22 protein-coding genes and 1 tRNA gene are annotated in these 26,086 nt (G+C 67.2%); 12 read left to right on the top strand and 11 right to left on the bottom strand.

Going from position 1 to position 26,086, the window contains the following annotated elements:
* Positions 1-28 precede the first annotated feature (28 nt).
* Positions 29-1,516 (bottom strand): ribonuclease G, encoded by a 1,488-nt coding sequence (rng, locus tag GOC52_RS14790; protein ID WP_010482960.1) that lies wholly within the window; start codon positions 1,514-1,516, stop codon positions 29-31.
* On the bottom strand, positions 1,509-2,117 hold the full coding sequence (locus GOC52_RS14795) for a Maf family nucleotide pyrophosphatase (RefSeq protein ID WP_029379848.1): 609 nt from the start codon (positions 2,115-2,117) through the stop codon (positions 1,509-1,511). Before GOC52_RS14795 ends, rng begins: the two co-directional genes overlap by 8 nt.
* Positions 2,118-2,248: 131 nt before the next feature.
* Here GOC52_RS14795 and GOC52_RS14800 point away from each other — a divergent pair, with 131 nt between their 5' ends.
* The 4 genes from GOC52_RS14800 (at position 2,249) to GOC52_RS14815 (ending at position 8,437) form a co-directional block, all read left to right on the top strand.
* Positions 2,249-2,986 carry an SIMPL domain-containing protein gene (locus tag GOC52_RS14800; protein WP_006382138.1) on the top strand — a complete coding sequence of 246 codons (738 nt, stop codon included), beginning with the start codon at positions 2,249-2,251 and terminating at the stop codon, positions 2,984-2,986.
* A 217-nt stretch (positions 2,987-3,203) separates the two neighbouring features.
* Positions 3,204-3,854 carry an energy transducer TonB gene (locus GOC52_RS14805; protein ID WP_019338627.1) on the top strand — a complete coding sequence of 217 codons (651 nt, stop codon included), beginning with the start codon at positions 3,204-3,206 and terminating at the stop codon, positions 3,852-3,854.
* A gap of 191 nt (positions 3,855-4,045) precedes the next feature.
* Positions 4,046-6,880: a TonB-dependent receptor gene (locus GOC52_RS14810; RefSeq protein WP_191849769.1), complete on the top strand. Its 2,835-nt coding sequence runs from the start codon at positions 4,046-4,048 to the stop codon at positions 6,878-6,880.
* A gap of 135 nt (positions 6,881-7,015) precedes the next feature.
* Positions 7,016-8,437, top strand: a complete 1,422-nt coding sequence (locus GOC52_RS14815; RefSeq protein ID WP_049454678.1) for a basic amino acid/polyamine antiporter — start codon at positions 7,016-7,018, stop codon at positions 8,435-8,437.
* A 128-nt stretch (positions 8,438-8,565) separates the two neighbouring features.
* Here GOC52_RS14815 and GOC52_RS14820 read toward each other — a convergent pair.
* The 8 genes from GOC52_RS14820 to GOC52_RS14855 form a co-directional block, all read right to left on the bottom strand.
* A tRNA-Asn gene (locus GOC52_RS14820) sits at positions 8,566-8,642 on the bottom strand.
* 22 nt (positions 8,643-8,664) lie between these two features.
* Positions 8,665-9,135: a 23S rRNA (pseudouridine(1915)-N(3))-methyltransferase RlmH gene (gene rlmH / locus GOC52_RS14825; protein ID WP_005418108.1), complete on the bottom strand. Its 471-nt coding sequence runs from the start codon at positions 9,133-9,135 to the stop codon at positions 8,665-8,667.
* 64 nt (positions 9,136-9,199) lie between these two features.
* Positions 9,200-9,610 carry a ribosome silencing factor gene (rsfS, locus tag GOC52_RS14830; RefSeq protein ID WP_005418109.1) on the bottom strand — a complete coding sequence of 137 codons (411 nt, stop codon included), beginning with the start codon at positions 9,608-9,610 and terminating at the stop codon, positions 9,200-9,202.
* 58 nt (positions 9,611-9,668) lie between these two features.
* On the bottom strand, positions 9,669-10,334 hold the full coding sequence (gene nadD / locus GOC52_RS14835; RefSeq protein ID WP_043402704.1) for a nicotinate-nucleotide adenylyltransferase: 666 nt from the start codon (positions 10,332-10,334) through the stop codon (positions 9,669-9,671).
* Positions 10,335-10,337: 3 nt separating this feature from the next.
* On the bottom strand, positions 10,338-11,375 hold the full coding sequence (holA, locus tag GOC52_RS14840) for a DNA polymerase III subunit delta (protein ID WP_043402706.1): 1,038 nt from the start codon (positions 11,373-11,375) through the stop codon (positions 10,338-10,340).
* Between the two features lie 9 nt (positions 11,376-11,384).
* Entirely contained in the window at positions 11,385-11,969 is a 585-nt protein-coding gene (locus tag GOC52_RS14845; RefSeq protein WP_043402708.1) for an LPS-assembly lipoprotein LptE, read from the bottom strand.
* Between the two features lie 136 nt (positions 11,970-12,105).
* Positions 12,106-14,748 (bottom strand): leucine--tRNA ligase, encoded by a 2,643-nt coding sequence (leuS, locus tag GOC52_RS14850; RefSeq protein ID WP_191849771.1) that lies wholly within the window; start codon positions 14,746-14,748, stop codon positions 12,106-12,108.
* A gap of 105 nt (positions 14,749-14,853) precedes the next feature.
* Positions 14,854-15,465 carry a DUF998 domain-containing protein gene (locus GOC52_RS14855; RefSeq protein WP_010482937.1) on the bottom strand — a complete coding sequence of 204 codons (612 nt, stop codon included), beginning with the start codon at positions 15,463-15,465 and terminating at the stop codon, positions 14,854-14,856.
* Positions 15,466-15,590: 125 nt separating this feature from the next.
* Here GOC52_RS14855 and trxA point away from each other — a divergent pair, with 125 nt between their 5' ends.
* The 5 genes from trxA (at position 15,591) to GOC52_RS14880 (ending at position 21,168) form a co-directional block, all read left to right on the top strand.
* On the top strand, positions 15,591-16,448 hold the full coding sequence (trxA, locus tag GOC52_RS14860; protein ID WP_019336992.1) for a thioredoxin: 858 nt from the start codon (positions 15,591-15,593) through the stop codon (positions 16,446-16,448).
* 107 nt (positions 16,449-16,555) lie between these two features.
* On the top strand, positions 16,556-18,256 hold the full coding sequence (locus GOC52_RS14865; RefSeq protein WP_191849773.1) for a FecR domain-containing protein: 1,701 nt from the start codon (positions 16,556-16,558) through the stop codon (positions 18,254-18,256).
* Positions 18,253-19,878, top strand: coding sequence for a CHASE2 domain-containing protein (locus GOC52_RS14870; RefSeq protein ID WP_010482931.1), 1,626 nt, complete (start codon positions 18,253-18,255; stop codon positions 19,876-19,878). Before GOC52_RS14865 ends, GOC52_RS14870 begins: the two co-directional genes overlap by 4 nt.
* A 75-nt stretch (positions 19,879-19,953) precedes the next feature.
* Entirely contained in the window at positions 19,954-20,406 is a 453-nt protein-coding gene (locus tag GOC52_RS14875; RefSeq protein ID WP_010482929.1) for a DUF4442 domain-containing protein, read from the top strand.
* A gap of 45 nt (positions 20,407-20,451) precedes the next feature.
* Positions 20,452-21,168 (top strand): hypothetical protein, encoded by a 717-nt coding sequence (locus tag GOC52_RS14880; RefSeq protein WP_191849775.1) that lies wholly within the window; start codon positions 20,452-20,454, stop codon positions 21,166-21,168.
* Positions 21,169-21,176: 8 nt separating this feature from the next.
* Here the strand turns inward: GOC52_RS14880 and GOC52_RS14885 are convergent, their stop codons facing one another.
* Complete coding sequence (locus GOC52_RS14885) at positions 21,177-22,493, bottom strand: hypothetical protein (protein ID WP_126559420.1); 1,317 nt, start codon at positions 22,491-22,493, stop codon at positions 21,177-21,179.
* Between the two features lie 76 nt (positions 22,494-22,569).
* Between GOC52_RS14885 and GOC52_RS14890 the strand changes: the two genes are divergently transcribed.
* The 3 genes from GOC52_RS14890 (at position 22,570) to GOC52_RS14900 (ending at position 26,071) form a co-directional block, all read left to right on the top strand.
* Positions 22,570-23,253 carry a DUF502 domain-containing protein gene (locus GOC52_RS14890; protein WP_054172268.1) on the top strand — a complete coding sequence of 228 codons (684 nt, stop codon included), beginning with the start codon at positions 22,570-22,572 and terminating at the stop codon, positions 23,251-23,253.
* A complete protein-coding gene (locus GOC52_RS14895; RefSeq protein WP_010482923.1) occupies positions 23,250-24,035 on the top strand; it encodes a queuosine precursor transporter in 786 nt (261 codons plus the stop codon). Before GOC52_RS14890 ends, GOC52_RS14895 begins: the two co-directional genes overlap by 4 nt.
* A gap of 95 nt (positions 24,036-24,130) precedes the next feature.
* Positions 24,131-26,071 (top strand): DUF885 domain-containing protein, encoded by a 1,941-nt coding sequence (locus GOC52_RS14900; protein WP_191849776.1) that lies wholly within the window; start codon positions 24,131-24,133, stop codon positions 26,069-26,071.
* Positions 26,072-26,086 lie beyond the last annotated feature (15 nt).

The raw sequence follows: 26,086 nt of genomic DNA on the forward strand, positions 1-26,086 counted from the left end.
GCCACCGCCGGCCTGCGGCCGGCGAGGATCAGAGCAGAACAACATCGAATTGCTCCTGCAGGTACTGCTCGTCCGCCTGGAAGCGGATGCTCTTGCCGAGGAATTCCTCCAGCTCGGCCACCGCCGCGGATTCCTCGTCGGTGATGCGCGCGACCACCTTGGTCGAGGCGATCACCAGCAGGCGCGCGGCATCGAACTGGCGCACGGCACGGGTGATCTCGCGGAAGATCTCGTAGGTCACCGTTTCGGTGGTCTTGATGCTGCCGCGGCCGCTGCACTGCGGGCAGGTTTCCGACAGCTGGCGCTCCAGGCTTTCCACCGTGCGCTTGCGGGTCATCTCCACCAGGCCCAGCGGCGAGAAGTCGTACACCGTGGTCTTGGCATGGTCACGGGCCAGCGCCTTTTCCAGCGTACGCAATACCTGGCGGCGGTGCTCGGCATCATCCATGTCGATGAAGTCGATGATGATGATGCCGCCCAGGTTGCGCAGGCGCAGCTGCCGTGCCACCGCCTGTGCCGCTTCCAGGTTGGTGCGGAACACCGTCTCTTCCAGGTTGCGCTGGCCGAGGAACGAACCGGTGTTGACGTCGATGGTGGTCATCGCCTCGGTCTGGTCGATCACCAGGTAACCACCGGATTTCAGCGGCACCTGCTTGTCCAGCGCGCGGCCGATCTCGTCCTCCACCCCGAACATGTCGAAGATCGGGCGATCGCCGCTGTACAGCTCGATCTTCTCCGCCAGCACCGGCATGTACTTGGCAACAAAGGCCTGCAACTGCGCGAAGGTCTCCTTGGAGTCCACCTTCACCTTGTCCACGTCCTTGCGGATCAGGTCGCGTACCGATCGCAGCGGCAGGCTCAGGTCTTCATAGATGTTGCTGCACGAGGCCGCTTCGCGGCCACGACGCTCGACCACGTTCCATACGCGCGACAGGTAGGCGATGTCCTCGGCGATGGCTTCGGCCGGCTGGCCCTCGGCATTGGTACGCACGATGTAGCCGTAGCCCCCGTGCTGCGCCGACAGTTCGGTCACCAGCGCCTTCAGGCGCGCACGCTCGGTTTCATCCTCGATGCGCGCCGACACGCCCACCACCTTGGACTGCGGCAGCAGCACCATGTAGCGCGAGGGAATGCTGATCTGGGTGGTCAGGCGGGCGCCCTTGGTGCCGATCGGATCCTTCACCACCTGCACCACGATGTCCTGGCCGTCGCGCAGCAGCTCGACGATCGGCACGCTGGACGGCGGCGGCAGCGTGGTGTTCTCGGTGTCGGCACTGGCTACCGGCGCCGGCCGCACCACGTCGTTGGCGTGCAGGAACGCGGCACGCTCCAGCCCGACTTCGACGAAGGCCGCCTGCATGCCGGGCATCACCCGCTGTACCTTGCCCTTGTAGATGTTGCCGACCACACCCCGGCGCCAGCCGCGCTCGATGTGCAGTTCCTGCAGCATGCCATTTTCGATCACCGCGACCCGGGTCTCGCGCGGGGTCACATTGACCAGGATTTCCTCAGACATCGGCAGCCTCCCTGGCGGCATCGGCAGTGGGGGCCGGCACGCCACAGCGCGCCAGCAAACGATCGGTGTGCAGCAACGGCAGCCCCATCACCCCGGAGTAACTCCCGGACAGGTGCTCGATCCAGCGCTCGGCCCCGCCCTGGATGGCGTAGGCCCCCGCCTTGTCCAGCGGTTCGCCGGTGGCCACGTAGGCGGCGATGTCGGCGGCGTCGATCGGGGCGAAGGTCACTTCAGAAATGACCAGCTCGCTGTCCAGCCCGTCTGCGCCGACCACCACCACCGCGGTCATCACCTGATGGGTACGCCCGGCAAGACGCGCCAGCATCGCCCGCGCATCGGCGGCGTCGGTGGGCTTTCCGAACACGTCGCCGTCCAGCACCACCTCGGTGTCCGAACCGAGCACCCGCGCCTGCGGGTCATCGGCCAGCACCCGGGCCAGGCCGGCGCGCGCCTTGTCGGCGGCGACCCGGCAGACATACTGTTCGGCGCTTTCAGCGGGCGCGCGCTGCTCGACGACCTCCAGGTCCAAGGCCTGGAAGGGGCGTCCGAGTCGGGCCAGCAGCTGGTTGCGTCGGGGGGAGCGGGAAGCAAGGTAGAGCATCGGCACAGCATAACCTGAGGCTGCCACCTGAATCGTCGGCAACCCGTTCTGGAACGCGCTCAACCCCGAACGGGCTCACAGCGCGTTCATCGCTACGACACCACCCTCAACGGCACAACAAGGAGTTCTCCATGCGCCTGACCGCCACCCCGCTGCTGCTCGCCCTGTCCCTCGCCCTTGGAACCTCGATGACCGCCCATGCTGCCCCGTCGTCGCCGTCGATCGCCGCTCCGGCCGAAGGCACCCTGCTGAACATCTCGGCCAACGCCGAGGCCACCCGCGTGCCGGACGTGGCCACCCTGTCGGCCGGCGTGGTCACCCAGGCCGCCGATGGCAACAGCGCCATGCGCCAGAACGCCCAGCAGATGGACAAGGTACTGGCCGCGATCAAGGCCGCCGGCATCGCCGAGCGCGACGTGCAGACCAGTGGCGTCAGCCTCAACCCGCAGTACCGCTATGCCGACAACGAAGCGCCGAAGATCACCGGCTACCAGGCCAGCAACACGGTCAGCCTGAAGGTGCGCGACATCGCCAAGCTGGGCAAGGTGCTGGACGCACTGGCTGCGCAGGGCGCCAACCAGATCAATGGCCCCAGCTTCGAGATCGACCAGCCGGAACCGGTCTATGACGAAGCCCGCCTGGCTGCACTGAAGAAGGCCCAGGCCCGCGCCCAGACCTATGCAAAGTCGCTGGGCCTGCAGGTGCGCCGCATCGTCAGCATTTCCGAGAACGCCGGCGGCGGCTACCGCCCGATGCCGATGATGCGGGCCATGTCGGCCGGCGCGGCGATGGACAAGGCCACCCCGGTCGCACCGGGTGAATCGACCGTCTCGGTCAACCTGGACGTGGTGTTCGAACTGGGTCGCTGATCCCGTCCGTCATTGCCGGCAAAGGCGGATCCCGCAGGGGATCCGCCTTTTTTCATGTCCGCAGCCGGCACTGGCTGAAGGCCAGCCCAACGATCGCCCCCCTGCCTCTAGGCAGTGGCCGCCATGTCGCGCTACTGATGGACTGCCAGCCGCGTGCGGCAACCCCGCCACGGGCCCTGGTGCGTTGAGGACTTCGTCACTGGCATGGAGGTGGACCATGGTTCGTACGTATCCCGTTGCATCCCCGCAGTTCGACCCCGCCCGCGTTGCCGCCTGGAGCGCGGCCATCGCCCTGCATCTGCTGGCCTTCCTGCTGCTGCTGATCCCGGCGACCTACCAGGCTGTGCAGGTCCCGCGTGACAAGACTGCGGTCAGGCTGATCGAGAAGATCCCGCCACCGCCCACGCCGCCGGTTCCGATCCCGCCGAAAGAGATCGTCCAGGTGGTGCCCAAACCGCGGACGCAGCCGGTGGTACCGCCGCTGCCCGCACCCACCGCGACCGTAGAGGAAACCCAGGGCATCGCACTGCCGGCCGCCGAACCGGCCCCGCCCCAGCTCGCACCGAGCATCGATACCGCCACACCACTGGCCGGCGCCCAGCTGCAATACCGCAGCGCCCCGCCGCCGGCCTACCCGCTGGCGGCACTGCGCAACCGCGAGCAGGGTACGGTGCTGTTGCGGGTAGAGGTGGACACCCACGGGCAGCCGGCGGTGGTCAGCATCGAGCGCAGCAGTGGCTCGCGCAGCCTGGACCAGGCCGCACGCCAGCAGGTGCTCAGGCACTGGCGCTTCGAGCCGGCCCAGCGTGATGGCGTGGCCGTGCCGGCCATCGGCATGGTGCCGGTGCAGTTCTCGCTGCCGGACTGAAGTGATCGCCGGCCCGGCCATCTGCCGGGCCGGCCCTTCCGTCCGGGCGGGCACGGACGGAACAGGATCAACTGTTATTGATTAAGCAAAAATTCACGACTTCGTCACCCGCCGGAAACCTAGATTGGTCCGTCCCGGAATCTACCGGAGACAGCCCTCAACGCTACGGTTTTCCAGTTAGGAGAGAAGCTGTGAAACACCTGATCCAACGGCCCGCCAGCCGCCGCCGCACCACCCTGGCATCGTCCATCACCCATATCCTTACCGGCGGCACCCTGCTGCTGGTTGGCGCCGTGGCTTCCACCTCCGCTTTCGCGCAGGAGAAGGCCACCAACCTGGACCGCATCACGGTCACCGGTTCGAACATCCCGCGCACCAACACTGAAACACCGTCCCCGGTGCAGGTGGTGACCCGCCAGGAAATCGACCGCACCGGCAAGACCACGGTTGCCGAATATCTGCAGACGCTGACCGCCGACGGTTCCGGTTCCATTCCCAAGACCTTCGGCAACGGCTTCGCCGGTGGTGGCGCCGGCATCTCGCTGCGCGGCCTCGGTGCCGGCTCGACGCTTGTGCTGTTGAATGGCCGCCGCATGGCCACCTACGGCCTGGCCGATGACGGCCAGAAGGTTTTCACCGACCTGAGCACCATCCCGCTCGACGCCGTGGAACGCGTGGAAGTACTTAAGGACGGCGCCTCGGCAATCTACGGTTCCGACGCCATCGCGGGCGTGGTCAACATCATCCTGCGCAGTGATTTCCAGGGCGCGATCCTTCGGGGCTCCTACGGCCTGTCCGGCGACAGCGATGGCGACGCGAAGAAGGCGACCTTGACCGCCGGTACCGGCGATCTGGCCACCGACGGCTGGAACGCTTTCTTCAGCCTGGATGTCGCAAAGACCGATGCCATCAAGATCAGTGATCGCAAGAACCGGAAGTGGATCGGTACCGGCGATACCCGCCCGTGGGGCTACGGCAACAATGCCCAGTTCCTGGGCGGCGCCTTCCTCAGCGGCAAGACCCGCGGTGGTGTTGGTCCGAATGGTTCGGTGTATGACGACCGCAATGTAACCGAAGATAATCCTGCCTTCCTGGTCGCCCTGCCGGGCTGTGCTGGCCTGACCACGATTCCAGGCCAGACCGAGGCTACGGCGCAGGCGCAGGGCTGCCTGTGGGATCCGAACCAGCTGTATCGCGACCTGACCCCGGAAGAGAAGTACGTCAACGTGTTTGGCCGTGCCAGCTTTGCCTTTGGTGAAGGTGGTGAGATCTACACCGAGATCGGCTACTCGAAGAAGGAAACCACTTTCAGCAACACCCCGTCGGGCGTCTCAGGTGGCTGGGGCTATCCGGAAGGCCCGGTCAATGCCAACAGTGGTGACGGCGCTACGGTGCTGGGTCCGAACCATCCTGACAATCCGATTCCCGGCCAGGCCTCTCGCCTGCGTTATTCGGCATGGGATGTCGGTCCGCGCGTGACCAACAACACCAATGAGTTCACCCGCTTCCTGGTCGGCATCAAGGGCAACTGGGGCGACTGGAGCTACGACACCGCGTATCTGCACTCCGGCACCGACCTGGTCAACAAGCGTACCGGCTTCCTCAACTACAACAATGTACGTTGCGCACTGGCCAATCCGAACTGCGCCGGTGGTGTCTGGCGTATCGGTGACAACGCCGGCATGAACTCGCAGGCGCTGTACGACTTCATCTCGCCTGACATCAGTGCCCGAGCCAAGTCCAGCCTGGACATGTTCGACTTCACCGTGTCGCGCAGCCTGATGGACCTGAAGGGTGGCCCGCTGGGCCTGGCACTGGGTACCGAATGGCGCAAGACCAGCAACAGCCTGACCCCGCAGACCTATACCGACCAAGGCCAGATCATCGGTCTGGGCTACTCGGCCTACGACGGCACCCAGAACGTGTACGCCGGCTACGTTGAGCTGTCTGCGCCCGTGCTGGAAACCCTGGAACTGTCCGGTGCGGTTCGCTACGACAAGTACGAGAGCGGTGAAGGCAAGGCGACACCGAAGATCGGCATCAAGTGGACCCCGGCCGACTGGATCGCACTGCGTGGCAGCTACGCCGAAGGCTTCCGTGCACCGAACCCGGCCGAGAACGGAGATGGTGGCCTGGCCGCCTTCTCCAACGCGTCCGATCCGGTACGTTGCCCCGGCGGCAACCCCGCACCAGGTGCGAACGACGACGACTGTGGCGCCCTGCCAGTCGCCATCATCACCCGCCCGAACAAGGACCTGAAGCCGGAAGAATCCAAGAGCTACTCGGTGGGTATCGTCCTGCAGCCCACGGCCACGACTTCGCTGACCATTGATGCCTGGCAGATCAAGCGCACCAACGAAATCGCCCAGGGCAGCACTTCCGAAGCCATTGCCGCCGGCAACGTACTGCGTGACAGCAACCTGCTCAACGGCGTGCCCGGCACGGGCAGCATCCTGGCGGTCAACACGCAGTACATCAATGCTGCATCGACCCGGGTACGGGGTATCGATACCGATATCCGCCAGACCTTCGACATCGGCCCTGGCCAGCTGGAGATGGACCTGCAGTGGAGCCATGTACTCAAGTTCGAGCGCACCGATGCCGACGTGACCGTCGACTACGCAGGTACTCACGGCAACTGCGACGTGACCAACTGCATCGGCACCCCGAAGGACCGCATCAACTTCGGCACCACCTGGAGGCAGGGCCCGTGGAGCGTCAGCGGCGTGGCCAACTACATCTCGAAGATGGACAACAAGGACTTCCGTGGCCCGAATGGATCCTACCTGTTCGCGTATGCGGACGGCACGGACGTCAAGAAGATCTCCTCGTTCACCACCTTCGACCTGTCGGGCCGCTGGAACATCACTGAAGCCTTCGAGCTGAACGCCTCGGTGCAGAACGTGTTCGATCGCATCGCCCCGCTGGATCCGTCCACCTACGGTGGTGTCAACTACAACCCGCTGCACTTCAGTGGTGCCATCGGTCGTTACTTCACCGTCGGTGCCAAGTACACTTTCAAGTAATACAGGCAACACGCTTCAACGCAACTTCGAAGGCCCGGGCAGCTGCCCGGGCCTTCGTCGTTCTGCCCCTTGCAGGCATGTTCACGGGCACAAGGCTACCGTGTGCACGCGGCATCACCGCCGCAGGGGATCTCCATGGCCGCGACATCGCAGCGCTTGGGCCTGCCCGCGTTGACTGCACTGGTGGTCGGCTCGATGGTCGGCGCCGGTATCTTTTCATTGCCACAGAACGTAGCGCGCAGCGCCGGTCCGGCCGCCGCGCTGATTGGCTGGGCGGTGAGCGGCGCGGGCATGCTGATGCTGGCGTTCGTGTTCCAGGCGCTGGCCAACCGCCGGCCTGATCTCGATACCGGCATCTACGCATACGCGCGCGAGGGCTTCGGCAATTACATCGGCTTCTCCGCTGCGTGGGGTTACTGGGTTGCCTCGGTGCTCGGCAACGCCAGCTTCTTCGTGCTGATCTTCAGCGGCCTTGGCCACTTCATGCCCGTGTTCGGCGAAGGCAATACCCCGGCCGCCGTGGCCGCATCGTCATTGCTGTTGTGGACGGTGCACCTGTTGGTGCTGCGCGGCCTGCGTACTGCAGCCATCGTCAACGGCCTGGTGACCGTGGCCAAGCTGCTGCCGATCGCGCTGTTCCTGATCCTGGCCACCGGCGCGTTCCGCATGGACGTGTTCCGCGCCGATTTCCTCGGCACGCCTGCACTCGGCGACCTTGGCCAGCAGCTGCGCGGCATGATGCTGGTGACCGTGTGGGTGTTCATCGGCATCGAAGGGGCCAGCATCTATTCGCGGCGCGCGGCACGGCGCGCCGACGTGGGTCGCGCCACGGTGATCGGCTTCCTGGGCGTGTGGCTGCTGCTGGTGCTGGTCAGCCTGTTGTCGATGGGCGTGCTGTCGCAGGCGGAACTGGCCGGACTGCCCAATCCGTCGATGGCCTATGTGCTGCGCGCCATTGTCGGCGAATGGGGCGCGACGGTGATCATCATCGGTTCGATCATCTCCGTCCTCGGTGCATTGTTGGCCTGGGTGCTGCTGTGCGCCGAAGTGCTCTATGCCGCTGCAGGTGACGGCACCATGCCCGCCTTCCTGGGCCGTGAGAACGCGCGCGGCGTGCCGGCCAATGCACTGTGGTGGAGCAACGGCCTGATCCAGTTGTTCCTGCTGCTGGTGCTGGTCAGTTCCGGCAGCTACACCGGGCTGGTGCTGCTGGCCGCATCGATGAGCCTGGTGCCCTACTTCCTGTCCACGGCATTCGGCATGCAGCTGGCCTGGCGCGGGCAGGCCTATGCCGGTGAGCCGGGTGTGCGCTGGCGTGATTTCGGGGTGGCAGTGCTGGCCAGTGCGTATGCGCTGTGGCTGGTGTATGCCGGTGGCCTGGACAACCTGCTGCTGTCGGTATTGCTGTACGTGCCCGGCGTGGTGTTGTTCGCACTGACCCGGCGCCAACGCGGCGAGCGGGTATTCACGCGTTGGGAATGGGTGCTGTTCGGTGCGATCCTGATCGTGGCGATCGCCACGCTGGTGGCGTTCTGGCGAGGAGCGCTGGCACTGTAGAGCCGAGCCCACGCTCGGCTTCGCACAGGCAGCCGAGCACGGCTCGGCTCCACAACAACAGTCGAGCAAGCTCGACTCCACAAAGACGCAAAAAAAAACCTGCATCTCGCGATGCAGGTTTCTCAAGGTGGCGCCCGAAGTTGGACTCGAACCAACGACCCCCTGATTAACAGTCAAGTGCTCTAACCGGCTGAGCTATTCGGGCAGACGACTAGTATAACCACTCTTCACGCGCGATGGTAGGGGTGATTGGCGATCATTGCGGCAGCCCGATACAGCTGCTCGGCCACCACCAGGCGTACCAGCATGTGTGGCAGCGTCAGCGGTCCAATCGACCACTTCTCGTCGGCCAGCGCGGAGACTTCCGGCGAATGCCCTTCCGGGCCACCGATCAGGAACGCCAGGTCCCTGCCCTGCCCGCGCCAGTGTTCCAGGCGCTGTGCCAGCTGTTCGGAACTGAGCTGGCGACCCGGCACATCCAGCGCCACTACATAGGCATTCTTCGGCAGCGCAGCGATCACCCGCTTGCCTTCATCTTCAGTGGCGCGGCGCGGATCACGGCCTTTGCCGCGCAGGCCGGGCTCGATTTCCACCAGCTCGAACGGCAGCCAGTGCGACAGCCGCTTCTGGTACTCGGCGAAGCCCTGCGCCACCCAGCTGGGGGCGCGTTCACCGGTGGCGATCAGGCGGGCTTTCATCAACGGTCCTCCAAAACGTCGACGGCGCCATCGGCGCCGTCGAAGGGATGCATCAACGCGTGGCTCAAGCCACTTCGTCGTCGCTGGACGGCGGCTGGTCGCCGACGGTCCACAGGCGCTCGAGGGCGTAGAACTCACGCACGCGCGGCAGCATCACATGGACGATCACGTCGCCCAGATCGACCAGCACCCACTCGGCTTCACGCTCGCCTTCCACGCCCAGCGGCATGACGTCGATGTTCTTGGCGAAGCGCACCACTTCATCGGCAATCGACTTGACGTGGCGGGTCGAGGTGCCCGAAACGACAATCATGTAGTCGGCAACGCTGGACCGGCCGCGCACGTCGATCTCGACCAGGTCCTTGGCCTTCAGGTCTTCGGTGGCTTGGCGGACGCTGGCCAGCAGTTCCGGCACGGACGGCGGCGGGCTGGGCAGATCGACCTTGATGGTCTGGGGCTGGGTCTGGTTGCTCAAAGTGGATCGACTCGATAAACGTGGGGGCGATTATACGGGGATGGCGCCGCTGCGCCATTCACGGCCTGGCCGGGCGGTACAGCCCGTGTGCAGCCACATAGTCCGCCACGCCGGGTGGCAGCAGGGCGCGCCAGGGGCCACCGCCGGCGATCTGCGAACGCACGGCGCTGGCCGATTCCTCGCGCAGCGGATGATGCAGGCGCAGGATGCGCCCGGCCGGGCTGGCGAACAGGGCCTGCTCGGTGTCGGCCCAGCGCCCTTCCAGCGCCTGGCCCAGCTCGCCATCCACCGCAGCCTGCAACGGGCTGCCCGGGCGCTCCGCCACCACGAAATGAGCCAGCCCGAACAGCGCCTCCCACTCGTGCCAGCGGGACAGGCCAAGCAGGCTGTCGGCGCCGACCAGCCAGGCCAGCGGCCGGCTCGGACCCAGCTCGCCACGCAGCTCGCGCAGGGTGTCCACGGTGTAGGACGGCCGACCGGGGAAACGCGCTGCACGGTCCAGCTCGCGACGGTCCAGCAGCAGACCCGGTTCGTCGCCGATGGCCAGCGACAGCATGGTGCAGCGCTGCTCGGCCGTGGCGCCGGGCACGGCCCGGTGCGGCGGATCGGCGGCCGGCAGCATGCGCACGGCAACCTGCAGTTCGTCGCGGGCAGCCCGCGCGATCGCCAGGTGCCCGAGGTGCACCGGATCAAAGGTGCCCCCGTAATAGATCCGCAGGCTCATTGCTCAGGCCCGCGCCAGCAGGCGCACGGCACGCGGTTCGGCCACGGCCACCAGCAGGCGCTCCAGCGCCAGCCAGGCATCACCGTCGGCGCGCCCCTTGGCGATGCGGTCGACCAGCCCGGCTTCGGCCACGAAGCGCTCCCAGCGCTTGCTTTCCGGATGCCGCTGCAGCGCGCGCTTGTACGGCGCCTGCCGCGATTCCCAGATGCCGCGCGATTTCATCTCGGCGGCCAGGTTACCGCCACGGGCCTGCACCCGGGCCAGGCCTGCACCAGCCAGCAGTTCGCGGATCACCATCGGCATCAGTGCAGCCACCGCCTCACCCTCGCCGCGCAGGCCGGCCAGCATGCGCAGCACCGCCGGCGGTTGCCCGGAGAACGTCGCCTCCACCAGCCGGAACACGTCATAGCGCGCGGCGTCGGCCACCAGCGATTCCATCCGTTCCACGTCCAGCGGCTGGCCGTCGGCCAACAGCGCCAGCTTGTCGATTTCCTGGGCGGCAGCCAGCAGATTGCCTTCCACCCGCTCGGCCAGGCGCTGCACGGCGGCCGGGTCCGCGCGCAGGCCCTTGCCACGCAGGCGGCGCTCGATCCAGTCCGGCAATTCGTGCGGCTTGATCGCCCAAGCCACCGACAGCACGCCGATGCGGTTGACCGCCTCGGCCCACTTGCCCTGGTGGGCCTTGCTCCATTCGTTGGCGGTAATCATCAGCACCACGTCCGGCGCCGGATTGGCGCAGAACTGGCTGATCACCTCGGCCCCGTCCTTGCCCGGCTTGCCGCTGGGCAGGCGCACCTCGACCAGGCGGCGGGCGCTGAACAGGCTGGGCGCGTTGAAGCTGGCATCGAGCTGGTTCCAGTCGAAATCACGGCCATCGGCATCGAACACTTCCCGCTCGCCGATGCCGGCGGCGCGCGCGCGCGCGCGGATGGCGTCGGCCGCCTCCAGCACGCGCAGGGTTTCCGGGCCGGCAATCAGGTAGACCGGCGCCAGCGCGGTATCAGCGCCCTGGCTGGCCAGCTGCTCCGGACGCAGTTCCATCGTCGCGACTCAGCGCTTGGCTGCGGGAACCGGCTCGGCCGGCTCCACGCCTTCAACCGGCTTGTCCTTCGGCGCCGACAGGCTGCCACCCTTCTCGATCTCGGCACGCACCACGCTGTCGATGCGGCGGATGATCGAGGCGGACATTTCCCGGCGCAGTTCATTGGCCAGGATTTCACGTTCGGTGGTGGTACCGGTGGCGTCGGTCGGCGGTGACACGTAGTCGCGCGACAGCTCGATCACCTGCTGTGGCACCAGCTCGCTGCCGTCTTCGCGACGGAAGATGAAGATCACCGCGTAGCGCAGGCTGTATTCCTGCGCACGGCCCTGCGAGTCGATGGCGATCGGCAGGTCGCCCCAGCGTTCGGACAGCACCTGCAGCTGGGTACTGGGTTCCTTGCTGTCCTCATCGGCCAGCCTGGCGCCGGAGGCCAGCAGGCTGCGGTTGAGCAGCTTGACCAGTTCGCTGTACGGCGCAGTGGAAACCACCTTCACCGGTGCCGTGTCGGTCGGCAGCATCAGCTTGTTGCGCAGATGGAAACCGCAGCCGGCAAGGCCGAGGACAAGAACGAGGGCAAGCAGGATTCGGGTCATGGAGACAGTCTGGCGGAGCCGGGCGATCACGGCAACACACAGCGTGCCCGAAGCCGCGTGAATGCAGGGCCATCAAACGCCTGGCCCTGCACCGGAATGGCACCGGCCACCACACGGGTGGCCGGTGCGGGGTACATCAGGCGGCGACGATGTTCACGATCTTGCCGGGCACGATGATGATCTTGCGCACCGTCAGGCCTTCCATGAACTTGGCCGCGTTGGGCTCGGCCAGGGCCAGTGCCTCGACCTGCTCGCGCGCGGCGTCGGCCGCCACGTCGATGGTGCCACGCAGCTTGCCGTTGACCTGCACGGCCAGGGTCAGCGCGTCGCGCACCAGCGCGCCGGCATCGGCCTGCGGGAACGGCTGGTCTTCCAGCAGGGTCTCGCCGTGGCCCAGCACCTGCCACAGGGCATGGCTGGCATGCGGGGTGATCGGGTTGAGCAGCAGCACGACGGCCTGCAGCGCTTCCTGGCGCACCGCACGCCCCTGCGCACTGCCGTCCTCGAACTTGGCCAGCGCGTTCATCAGTTCCATCACCGCGGCAATGGCGGTGTTGAAGCTGTGGCGGCGGCCATAGTCGTCACCGACCTTGCCGATGGTCTCGTGGGTCTTGCGGCGCAGTGCCTTCTGGTTGGCATCCAGTGCTGCAACATCCAGTGCCGGAGCGGCACCGTCGGCAGCATGCTTCTGCACCTGGGCCCACAGGCGGCGCAGGAAGCGGGCCATGCCATCCACGCCGGCTTCGTTCCACTCCAGCGACTGTTCCGGCGGCGCGGCGAACATCGAGAACAGGCGCACGGTGTCGGCGCCGTACTTGTCGACCATCGCCTGCGGGTCCACGCCGTTGTTCTTCGACTTGGACATCTTCTCGGTGCCACCGACCACCACCGGCTGGCCGTCGGCGATCAGGGTGGCGCCGGTGATGCGGCCGCGCTCGTCACGCTGCACTTCCACGTCGGCCGGGTTGATCCAGTCCTTCGAGCCGTCCGGGTTCGGGCGGTAGTAGGTCTCGGCAATCACCATGCCCTGGCACAGCAGGTTGCGCGCCGGTTCGTTGCTGTCCACCATCCGCGCGTCGCGCAGCAGCTTGTGGTAGAAACGGAAATACATCAGGTGCAGGATCGCGTGCTCGATGCCACCGATGTACTGGTCCACTGGCAGCCAGTAGTTGCCGCGCTTGTCGACGGCGTCACGGGCACCCGGCGAGGTGTAACGGGCGTAGTACCAGCTCGACTCCATGAAGGTGTCGAAGGTATCGGTCTCGCGCTCGGCCGCACCGCCGCAGTCCGGGCAGGTGGTCTTGCGCCATTCCGGATCGGTCTTGATCGGCGAACCGGTACCCGAGAACGCCACGTCCTCCGGCAGCACCACCGGCAGCTGTTCTTCCGGCACCGGCACCGCACCGCACTTGGCGCAGTAGATCACCGGAATCGGGCAGCCCCAGTAGCGCTGGCGACTCACGCCCCAGTCGCGCAGGCGGTAGTTGACGCGGCGCTGGCCCTGGGCCTTGCGCTCGAATCGTTCGGCCAGGGCTTCGAAGGCGCCCTGGAAATCCAGGCCATCGAACTCGGCCGAGTTGACCAGCTCGAAGGCACGGCTCTTGTCGCTGTACCAGTCCTGCCAGCGGCTGCCATCCCAGGTGCGCTCTTCTTCGGTGCGCGCATCCTTCAGCGCGATCACCTGCTTGATCGGCAGGCCATACTTGTTGGCCACTTCGTTGTCGCGCTGGTCATGCCCCGGCACGGCCATCACCGCACCGGTGCCGTAGCCCATCAGCACGAAGTTGGCGACCCACACCGGTACCGGCTCGCCGGTGACCGGATGCAGCGCACGCAGGCCGGTGTCCATGCCGCGCTTTTCCTGGGTTTCCAGCTCGGCCTCGGACACACCGCCCTGCTTCAGGTCGGCCAGCATCGCGGCCAGTTCCGGGTTGTTCTTCGCCGCATGCAGCGCCAGCGGATGTTCGGCGGCGATCGACACGAAGGTCACGCCCATCACGGTATCCGGACGGGTGGTGAACACGCGCAGCGGATCCAGCACGCCGCCGTCCACGTCACGTACGTCGAACTGGATTTCCAGGCCCTCGGAGCGGCCGATCCAGTTGCGCTGCATGGTCTTGACCGAATCCGGCCAGCCGTCCAGCTCGTCCAGGCCGTCCAGCAGCTCCTGGGCGTAATCGGTGATGCGCAGGAACCACTGCGGGATCTCGCGCTTCTCGACCAGGGCGCCGGAGCGCCAGCCGCGGCCATCGATGACCTGCTCGTTGGCCAGCACGGTCTGGTCGACCGGATCCCAGTTCACCACCGCGTTGCGGCGGTAGGCCAGGCCCTTGCGCATCAGGCGGGTGAACATGCGCTGCTCGTGGACGTAATAGTCCGGGCGGCAGGTGGCGAACTCGCGCGACCAGTCGATGGCATAGCCCAGCGACTTCAGCTGGCTGCGCATGTGGTCGATGTTCTTGTAGGTCCACGCCGCCGGCGCGGTCTTGTTCTTGATCGCGGCGTTTTCCGCCGGCAGGCCGAACGCGTCCCAGCCCATCGGCTGCAGCACGTTATGACCCGTCATGCGCTTGTAGCGGCTGATCACGTCGCCAATCGTGTAATTGCGCACGTGGCCCATGTGCAGCGCACCGGACGGGTACGGAAGCATCGACAGGCAGTAGTACTTCGGCTTGTCCGAAGTCTCGTCGACCTCGAAGGCACGGGTGGCGTCCCAGTACTGCTGGGCGTCGGATTCAACCTGCTGCGGGTCGTAGGCGTTGGTTTCAGCGCTGGTCATGGAACACGCGGTTGCGGCGGCAAAGCGGTACAGCGTACCGCAGTGCGGCAAACGTCTCCAATCCTGCCTGCCGGATGCCGGCGCCGCGGGCGTCCGGCGCCGGTCTCAGCGCGGTCGCGACAGTGGCAGCGCCAAGGCCAGCCAGACCGCCCAGCAGGCGAACGCAAGCCGTTGTGCCAGCGGCGCCGGCAGCACGCCCTGCAGGGCAAACGCCGCCAGCGCGGCCAGCACACCACAGGCGAGCGCCACGGCGCCCAGCGCGCGCCCATGCGCCTGGCGCACCTGCGACGTGCCCAGCAACAAGGTCCCGGCGACAAAACCCAGCACCCAGATCATCCAGGCGCTGGCATGCAGCTGGCTGGCCGGCCCGTGCAGGTCGTCCACATCCAGCGGCAGCAACCCCATCGCGGCGAACGCCAACCCGGCCAGCAGCAGCATCTGGCTGCCCACCCGCGGCGCCCAGCCGGCGGTTGCCGGCAGCCTGCGGCGCAGGCACTCGGCCACAACCACCGCAAGCAGCCCCGGCAGCACGAAGCCCAGCAGATTGAAGGCCAGCGCATGCGGCACCCCCTGTGCCCCCAGCAGCGCTACCGGGTGGCGGGCCTGCGCGTAGCCGTCCAGGCCGGCACCGAAACCGAGCACCGCCAGCACGAACAGCAGCGCGGCGACCAGGCCGGACAGGCCGGACAGGCGCAGCAACGGGGACAGGGACGACATGCAGGCTCCGGAAAGAACGGCGACAGGAAGCCTGCATTGTCAGGCATTTACTACAACCCGGGTTGAGACCGGCATCGATCGTCACCATAGAATCGGTCTCCAGACGCCAAACGATGCTTCCCCCCATGACCGAGACGACCTACGTATTCGACGCCACCACTGCGACCTTCGAGGCCGAAGTCCTGCAGAAGTCGCTGCAGACGCCGGTGCTGGTCGACTTCTGGGCCACCTGGTGCGGGCCGTGCAAGACCCTGGGGCCGATGCTGGAAAAGCTGGCTGCCGAGTACAACGGCGCCTTCGAACTGGCCAAGGTCGACGTCGACAAGGAACAGCAGATCGCCGCCGCCTTCCAGATCCGCTCGGTGCCGACCGTGTTCCTGGTCAAGGGCGGCCAGCTGGTGGACGGCTTCCCAGGGGCCATCCCGGAAGGCCAGCTGCGTGAGTTCCTGGCCCAGCACGGCATCGTGCCGGCCGACATCGGCGACGCCGTCGCCGAAGATGAAGCCCCGCTGGACCCGCAGGCGCAGGTAGACGTACTGCGCGCGCAGATCGCCGCCGAGCCGGACAAGGACGAGCTGAAACTCGACCTGGCGCTGGCCCTGCTGCAGATCGGAGGCGTCGATGAAGCCAGCCTGCTGATTGACGGCCTGCCCGCCAACCTGTCCACCGACGACCGGGCTGTGCGTGCACGCGCCCGGCTGGCCTTCGCCTCGGCCCTGAAGGACGCCCCGGCCGCTGAAGTGCTGGACGCCCGCATCGCCACCGATGGCAAGGACCTCAAGGCACGCCACCTGCGCGGCGTACAGCTGCTGCTCGGTGGCCACGACGAAGCCGCGCTGGCCCAGTTCCTGGAAATGCTGCGGATCGACCGCACGTTCGAGGACGGACTGCCGCGCAAGGCCCTGATCGACGCCTTCAATGTGATCTCCGACGAGGACCTGGTCGGCCAGTACCGCCGCCGGATGGCCTCCCTGCTGTTCTGAACGGAAACCCACTTCGTTCAGAATCCCTGCACTGAACGCGGGCAATAATGCGCGGGATGGCGGCCGTACGGCCGCCACGATCCGTTCGGGGGGATGAGGTCGGGGCCATGGGGTCTTGCAGCTGCGCCCCCGCATTGCCGGGATTGCAAACTGTGACCTTCGTCCGCTCGCTGTCGTTCGCCATGCGCTTCCAGGGCGCGCTGCTCTGCGCTCTTCTCTTCCTGCCGGCCATCGCCGCCGCCCAGGACTGGAACTACCGGGTCCGTCCCGGCGATACCCTGTGGGATCTGGGAGGCCTGTACCTCAAGCCCTCGGTGCGCTGGCAGCAGCTGCAACAGCACAACCGCATCGACAACCCCTACCAGCTGCCGCCGGGCCAGCTGCTGCGCTTCCCGATCAGCTGGCTGCGCATCGAACCGGCACCTGCCCGGGTGCTGTCGGTGCGCGGCAAGGTGGAATTGTCCGGCGCCGATGGCAGCGCCACGCGCGCGATACTCGCCGGGGAACAACTTCGCATTGGTGACACCGTGCAGACCGAAGGCGACTCCAGCGTCACGCTTGAATTCGCCGACGCCTCGCGCCTGCAGCTGCGCGAGTATTCCCGGCTGCGCCTGGACCAGCTCAGCCGCTACGGCCACACCGGCATGGTCGATACCCGCCTGCGCCTGCAGCAGGGCCGCGCGAGCAACCGGGTGACACCTGCCCGTGGCCCGGCCTCGCGCTACATCATCGATGCACCTACGGCGACCAGCAGCGTGCGCGGTACCGTATTCCGGGTCAGCGCCGGTGACACCGGCCACGTCGCTGCCACCGAGGTACTGCAGGGCAAGGTGCAGGTCGGCAACACCCACGGCAAACGCCTGGTCCTGCCTGGACAGGCCAGCCGCAGCATCAGCGCCGATGCCGCACCGGACGCTGTCTCCGCCCTTCTTCCCGCGCCGCAGCTGCGCAGCGACGATGTGCGCCTGGCGCCCCTGCCGACCCTGCTCGCCTGGGACCCCGTCGACGGCGCCGCGCGCTACCGCGTTGAAGTGGTGCAGGCAGCGACGCCGGAAATCCTGCTGTTTGCCGCCACCACTGCCGACACCCGGCTGGCGATCGGTAACCTGCCCCCCGGCCAGTTGCGCATCCTGTTGCGCGCCGTGGATGCGCAGGGCGTGGAAGGCCTCGACGCCAGCGCCGATTTCGAGCTCAGCGACCAGCCCCCACCGCCGCTCACCGTGGCCCCCCTGCATGGGCAGACCGTCAACAGCGACCGCCCGCGCTTCCGTTGGAGCCAGGCGCCGGGCGCGCGCAGCAGCGTGCTGCAGATCGCCGCCGAGCCGAGCTTCGTGCAGCCGCTGCAGGAACAGAGCACCCAAGGCACCGACCTGCGCCTGGCGCAGCCGCTGCCGCCCGGCGAGTACTTCTGGCGGGTGGCGTCGCGCGATGGCAACGGCCACCAGGGCCGCTACGGCCAGGCCCTGCCCCTGCAACTGAGCAATGAACCGGTCGACCCTGCCCTGCAGCCGCCTGAAGCCGCGCATGGCGAGCTGACCCTGCGCTGGCAGGCCGGCAGCGAAGGCCAGCGCTACAGGGTGCAGGTGGACCGTCGTGGCGATTTCAGGACGCCCCTGGTCGACCAGACCGTGAGCGAGCCGCAGGTCAGCTTCAAGCGGCCGTGGAGCGGCACCCTGCATGTGCGTGTGCAGTACATCGACGACGACGGTCATGCGGGCGAGTACTCACCGGCCCAGCAGATCAAGCTGCCCTGCCGCCTGTGCTACGGCGCCGGCGGTGGCGCCCTGCTGCTGTTGCTGTTGTTATGAGGCGCTCGCCGCTGCCGTGGTCGAAGCGGATCCTGCTGGCACTGCTGGCCGGCGTACTGACGGTGATCGCCAGCCAGGGCCAGTGGCTGTGGCGGCAGGACGAAGCCGCCTATGACGCCATGGTCGGCAACTGGGACTACCGCCCCGACCCCAGCGTGCTGATCGTGGCCATCGACGAGGGCAGCCTGCAGCGCATCGGCCAATGGCCCTGGCCCCGCTCGATCCATGCCCGCCTGCTGGACCGGCTGACCGACGCCGGTGCCGAGCGCGTCGCGCTGGACCTGATGCTGTCCGAACCTGATCGACGCGACAGCCGCCAGGACGATGAACTGGCCGCAGCGATCCGCCGCAATGGCCGGGTGGTGCTGCCGGTACTCGCGGCGCCGGCCGCCGGCGACCGCATGGCCGAGGAAATGCTGCCGATTCCGCAGATCGCGGCCAGTGCCGCGGCGATCGGCCATACCGACGTGGAAGTGGATGGCGATGGCGTCGCGCGCGGTGTGTATCTGCATGCGGGCATCGGCCAGGCTCACTGGCCGGCACTGGGCCTGGCGCTGGCCGCCCTGCCGCCGGGCGCGGTGCACGGCCTGCCCGACCCTGATCCGCAGATCGGTTCGCCCTATCAATGGCGGCGCAACGACTACGTGCGCGTGCGCTATGCCGGGCCGCCCGAGCGCCTGCCACAGGTGTCCTATGCCGACGTGCTGGATGGTCACGTGGACATGGCTATGCTGCACGGTCGCCGCATCGTGGTAGGCATGACCGCCAGCGGCATCGCACCGCGGCTGCTGACCCCGACCACCCGCGAGTTCTGGATGAGCGGCAGTGAGTACCAGGCCAACATCGCGTCGATGCTGCTGCAGCACAAGCAGATCGATCTGCTGCCCCGCCTCTGGCAGCACGCCATCAGCGGCGTGCTGGTGGCGCTGTGCGTGATCCTGCTCGGCCTGCGCCTGCCATGGCTTGCTGCGCTGTGCTCGCTGCCGCTTCCACCGCTGCTGAGCTGGTTGCTGTTGCGCGCCGGTGACCTGTGGTGGGCACCGGCCAGCGCAATGCTGGGCATCCTGCTGGTGCTGCTGGCCTGGGCGATCTGGCGAGTCTCGGCCTGGCACCGCCTGGCCAATCGCGATGCGCTGACCGGTCTCGGCAATCGCCTGCGTTTCGAGCAGTCGCTGCAACAGGAATGCGATGCCGCGCGACGCAGTGGCAAATCCCTGAGCCTCGCGCTGATCGACGTTGACCATTTCAAGCGCCACAACGACCGCCACGGGCATCAGGTCGGTGACCGCGTGCTGCGCGATGTCGCGCGCCTGATCGGTGCACATGCGCGACGTCCACGCGACATGGCCGCGCGCTACGGTGGCGATGAGTTCGCACTGGTGCTGCCGGATACCCCGGCCGAAGGCGCACGCCAGGTCATCGAGGACCTGATCGCCTGCGTGCGTGCACTGCCGGCGCCCGGTGACGGCGGCGAAGCAGGCGTCACCCTCACCATCGGCGTGTTCACCCGCGTACCCGACGGCACGCTGCAACCGCACCATTTCGTCGAAGGCGCCGACACCGCGTTGTACCAGGCCAAGGCCAACGGCCGCGACGGGTATGTGATCGACGGCGAGGCATGACCCTCGCCGCCCGGGGTGCAACATACGCATGCGAATGGTTAGACTGGACACCTCGCCCTGCGCCCCCGGACCCGCATGAACGCCCGCCTGTTCCGCTTCGGCATCAATCTCTGGCCGCCGTTCCTGTTCACCGGCATCCACGTCACCCGCATCACGCCGGACTACCGGCAGATCGATGTCGAACTGCGCCTGCGACCATGGAACCGCAACTACGTCGGTACCCACTTCGGTGGCAGCCTGTTCGCGATGACCGATCCGTTCTGGATGCTCGGCCTGCTGCACATCCTCGGCCGCGACTACTACGTGTGGGACCGCGCCGGCGCCATCGACTTCCTCAAGCCGGGCCGTGGCATCGTGCGGACGTCGTTCCGCATCGACGACGCGCTGCTGGACGAACTGCGCGCGGAAGCGGCCAGTGGCGAGAAGGTGCTGCGCTGGTTCAGCAACGACGTGATCGATGAGAGCGGCGAGGTGGTCGCCCAGGTCCGCAAGCAGGTCTATCTGCGCCTGAAGCCACACGCACGCTGATCATCGCTGGGACGCTATCCTCTGGCCTCTGCCATGGAGGCCCCGATGCGCCCGTACACCCTTGCTGCACTGCTGAGCACCCTGCCGTGCGCGGCCCATGCGCTGGACCTGCCGCCGGTGCAGTACCCGACGCTGCCGGCACAGGCTGCCACTGCCGCCGGGTTCGTGCCCAACGGCTGGACGCTTGAATCCAGCATCGAAGGCGATCTCGACCAGGATGGCCGCGCTGATCTGGTCCTGGTACTGCGCCAGCAGGACCCGCGCAACGTCATCGAACACGATGGCTTCGGCCCCTCGCCGCATGACAGCAACCCGCGCATTCTCGCCGTGGCATGGTCACGGCCAACCGGCTATGTGCTGGCGGTGCAGGACCATCAGCTGATTCCGCGCCCGGAGAACCCAGTGATGAGCGATCCGCTTGAAGAAGGGGGTGTCAGCATCCAGCGTGGCACGTTGAAGGTCGCGCTGTTTTCATTCGCCAGCGCCGGAAGCTGGTCGATGGGTACCACCGCCTTCACTTTCCGCTGGCAGGACGGCGCGTTCGCGCTGATCGGCTACGACCAGGATTCGGTAATGCGCAATTCCGGAAAGACCGAATCGCTGAGCGTGAACTTCTCCACGCGCAAGGTAAGGCACGCCGAAGGCAGCATCGACAACGACAAGGACAGCGTGCGCTGGCAGCCACTGCGCGGCACCCGTCGCTGGACGCTGCAGACGGTCGGCGATGGCTGGGCATTCAATCCGCAGGCCGGCACCGACTGAGCCACGGCTCAGTCGCGGGCAGCGGCGGTTGCGCCGGCGCCGGCCACCAACGGTACGGACAACCACGGGCTCTCAGCGTTGCCACGCGGCGGCGAACGACGTGGCACCTGCAGATGATGGCCATCGGCGGACAGCTGCGGCGACCGCACCGGCGAGCGGAACTGCGCCGGCAGCCGCTGCAAGGCGTGCACCGGATCATCCGTCTGCTGCCGCAGCCAACGCTGCGCCCCCAGCAGCCGCACCATCGCCGCAGCATCCTGTGGCCGTGACGAATAGGCAGGATAGATCGGCGCGGCGATATCGGTCAGCACGCAGCCCATGACGTTCGACAGGCAACCGAAGTCATGCTGCGGTGGCGCCGGCACTGGCAACGGGCGATCCACTTCCAGTGCCGCTGTGGCTGCCGCGCCACAGGCCCAGCCGAGATTGCCGGCCGCGCGGGCCAGGGTGCTGCTGCGATCCAGCACCAGCACGCCGCCGAACTCCCGCGCCGATGTCTCGATCGCCGCCCGGCTCATCGCGTACTCGCCCTGCATTGCCCGGCACAGGCTTTGCTCTTCGGCCCGCAGCGGCTGCAGCGCCTGTTCGCATTCCCTTGGCAACGGATGGTCGGCAGGCAGTTCAACCAGCATGTCAGCCAGCAGCTGGGCATTGGCCTGCACCAGGCTGGCACCGATGATGCTCTCGACCAGATAACTGCTGCCGGGCACCAGCCGCCGGCCCAGCTGCAGGCCACGGCAGGCGCCACGCAGAGCACCGTCGATATCGCCCTGCACGTACGCCAGCGCGCGTGCGCTGGTGGCGTCCATCACCACGCCATAGGCCGGCAACGGGACCAGAATGCCCTCGCCCTTCGGCGGGAACGGCGACATGAAGTAGTCCGCTTCGGCCAGCTGATCCAGCCGCGCATGCAACTGCTGGTGGCCGGCGTGGGCCTCCACGAAGCGTTGCGGGTCCGCGCGGACCTGGACGAGACAGCCGCTGGCGGCCGGCCCGCAACTGGCACCGGGCCGCGAGTGCAGCTCGGCATGGTTGGCCACCAGGTGTGTCCGGCCGCCGCCTCCACCGTGTGGGTCGGCCTCCCAGCGCCGTACATCCTCGGCCAGCGCCTGCTCGCGCTGCTGGGCATCCAGGTCGTCGAATGGCAGCGTCCACAACAAGGCATAACCGTTGTGCCCGGTCGCCGGCAGGCGTGCTTCCAGTCGCTGCTGCGCCTGCAGCCGCGATTCGGGTACCGGCCACATGCGCGAGGCGCACCACACCACGATGGCCAGCACCAGCAGGCCTGCCAGGGTCCAGCCCAGTCCGCGCAGAATCTTCAACACAGCTTCCCTTCCATGTGCCGTTGCCGCAGTCGATTTCCCAGCGTAATCGACCTGCAGTGACCGCTACAATGCGCGCATGTCGCTCGAAGCCCCCGCCCTGGTCCCCCGCCCCTCCCTGCAGCGCCTGTTCCTGACCGGCCTGCTCACCCTGCTGCCGATCTGGCTGACCTGGGTCGTGGTCAAGTTCGTGTTCGTGCTGCTGTCGGGTATTTCCAGCCCGCTGGTGGTGCCGCTGTCCGAACAGATCGCAACCAGCTTCCCGCACTATCTGGGCTGGGTCCGCGCCGAGTGGATCCAGGACACCATCGCCCTGCTGGCGACCCTGCTGGTGATCCTGGCGGTGGGCGTGGCCAGTCGCCGCGTGCTTGGCCAGCGCCTGCTGCGCTGGGTCGGCGCGGTCATCAAGCGCATCCCCCTGGCCAGCATCATCTACGACAGTGCCAAGAAGCTGCTGGACATGCTGCAGACCGAGCCGGGCAGCACCCAGCGCGTGGTGCTGATCGACTTCCCGCACCGCGACATGAAATCGGTCGGCCTGGTCACCCGCGTGATCAAGGAACACGGCACCGACCGTGAGCTGGCCGCGGTGTACGTGCCCACCACGCCGAACCCGACCTCGGGCTACCTGGAAATCGTGCCGGTGGAACTGCTGACCCCGACCGACTGGACCGTCGACCAGGCCATGAGCTTCATCATTTCCGGCGGAGCCGTGGCGCCGTCCAGCGTGCCGTTCACCCGCGCCGGCGAACGCACCGAATGACCCCGGCGCCGATCGAGCGCCCGCTGCAGGACCGCGCGGTCCTGTTGTTCATCGTGCTGGCCGCGTTCTTCTGCGGCAATGCGGTGCTGGCCGAGCTGATCGGGGTGAAGATCTTCGCGCTGGAAGACACCCTCGGCATCGCTCCGCTGAACTGGAACCTGTTCGGCCAGACCGGCTCGCTCAGCTTCACCGCCGGCACCCTGCTTTGGCCGGTGGTGTTCATCATGACCGACACCATCAACGAGTTTTTCGGCAAGCGCGGCGTGCGCTTCATCTCGTGGCTGGCGGTGGTGCTGATCGGCTACGGCTTCCTGTTCGCCTTCGCCGCCATTTCACTGGCGCCGGCCAGCTGGTGGGTCACGTCGATGGATGGCCACGGCGTGCCCGATTACCAGGCCGCGTTCGCAGCCGTGTTCGGCCAGGGCATGTGGACCATCGCCGGTTCGCTGGTGGCCTTCCTGCTCGGCCAGCTGATCGACGTGGCAGTGTTCCACCGCATCCGCCAGGCCACCGGCGAGCGCCACGTGTGGCTGCGTGCGACCGGATCCACCGCGATCTCGCAGGTGGTGGACAGCTTCGTGGTGATCTGGATCGCCTTCGTGCTCGGCCCGCAGCACTGGCCGACCTCGCTGTTCCTGGCCGTCAGCAGCGTCAACTACATCTACAAGATGGGTTTTGCGATTGCCTTGATTCCGCTGCTGTACCTGATGCGGCGTGCGATCACCCGCTATCTGGGCGCAGACAGGGCGGCCGCGCTGCGGGCCGCCGCCGCGGCTGACTGAAGCCCCAGCAGCGGAAAGCTGACTGCGCCTTCACGCTGGCCGTACGCGGCCGGATCGTGCAAGCTCCACGGTCTGTGTTCCACGGAAGCTTCTTGATGCCGTATTCCCCCCGCGTACTGGCCGCCGCCATTGCCGCGTTGTTCCTGTTCAGCGCCGTACCGTCGGCCGAAGCAGCGAAAAAGAAGGCCAGCCGCCCTGCCGCCGCGCAGACCCGCCAGGCCGCCAAGCCCAAGGCCCGGCCCGCCCGCGCCACCGCGCCGGCCCGTGGCAGTTCGGCGCGCCGCGCCGCGCCGCGTCCGGCCGCAGCGGCCCGGGCCGTGCCCAAGCAGGTGCAGCTGGAGCGCCTGTACGACGAATACTGGGATGCCTCGATGCGGTTGAATCCGCTGCAGGCAACCTTCCAGGGCGAGGCCCGCTACAACGACCAGCTGCCCAACATCCTGTCCGCCGCGTGGCGCCAGCAATCGCACGACTTCACCACCGAGTGGCTGGGCAAGGTCGAGAAACTCGGCAGCGACGGCCTGCAGGGCCAGGACCTGCTCAGCTACGAGATCTTCGTGCGCGATGCGCGCGCCTCGCTGGCCGCCGAACGCTATCCGAGCTGGATGATGCCGATCAGCCAGTACTACAACGTCGGCAGCATCATGGCGATCCTCGGCGCGGGCGCCGGCGCACAGCCGTTCAACACCGTGCAGGACTACGACACCTGGTCGCGTCGCTCGCTGGGCATTCCCGAGCTGTTCGACCAGGCCATCGACAACATGCGCCAGGGCATGAAGGCCGGCGTGGTGCAGCCGCGCGACCTGATGGAGAAGGTGCTGCCGCAGCTGGATGCGGTCATCAAGCCGACTGCTGAAGAGAGCATCTTCTGGTCGCCGATCCGCACCATGCCCAACACCATCGCGGCCGAGGACAAGGCGCGCATCAGCGCCGAGTACAAGCGCATGATCGAGCTGCGCATCATGCCAGCCTATCGCGCCCTGCGCGGTTTCATCGCCACCGAATACCTGCCGGCCACGCGCACCAGCAGCGGCCTGGGCGCACTGCCCGATGGCCAGGCCTGGTACGCCAACCTGATCGTGCAGACCACTGCCAGCGACCAGACCGCCGCGCAGCTGCACGCACTGGGCGAACAGCGCGTGCAGGAGCTGCAGGCGCAGATCGCCACCGTGATGAAGGATGCCAAGCTGCGTGGCACGCCGTCCAAGCTGTTGCGCAGCATGCGCAACGATCGCCAGTTCCAGTACGGTGACGCCAACGCATTGATCAACCGCTACCGCCAGGTGCAGCAGCAGGTCAACGCACGCCTGCCGCAGGTGCTCGATACCCTGCCCAAGTCCACGCTGGACGTGCGCGCAGTGGAACCGGAGCGTGCGCTGACCGCTGCAGCAGCGGCCTACCAGCCGTCTGCGGCCGGGCAACCGGGCGTGCTGTACGTAAACACCCGCGACCTGCCCAGCCGCAAGCGCTGGAACGTGCCGGTGCAGTACCTGCATGAAGCAATCCCCGGCCACCATGTGCAGCTGGGCCTGCAGCAGGAGCTGGCCAAGCTGCCGCGCTTCCGCCGCCTCGGTGGCGACCTCGCCTTCGTCGAAGGCTGGGGGCTGTATGCCGAAACGCTGGGTGAGAACCTCGGCATCTACACCGATCCCTACGACCGCATCGGCTACCTGTATTCGCGCCTGCTGCGCGCTGCCCGCGTGGTGGCCGACACCGGCGTGAACGCCCAGGGCTGGAGCAAGCAGCAGGCCGTGGCCTACCTGCAGAAGACCGTGGACATGAGCAATGACGACGCCAACGCCGAAGTCGAGCGGATCATGGCCCAGCCCGGCCAGGCGCTGTCCAACGTGGCCGGCCTGACCACCATTGTCGCCCTGCGCGACAAGGCCAAGGCACGCCAGGGCGCCGCCTTCGACCTGCGCCGCTTCCACGCCGAACTGCTGAAGGACGGATCGATGCCGCTGGACGTGCTGGACCGCAAGATGGAACGCTGGATGGCGCAGCCCGCCAGCGCCACACCTGCCCCTTCACCCTGACCCCCTCCGGAGCCG

Origin of the sequence: Stenotrophomonas sp. SXG-1 (assembly GCF_014083965.1) — a bacterium.
GTDB lineage: Bacteria > Pseudomonadota > Gammaproteobacteria > Xanthomonadales > Xanthomonadaceae > Stenotrophomonas > Stenotrophomonas geniculata.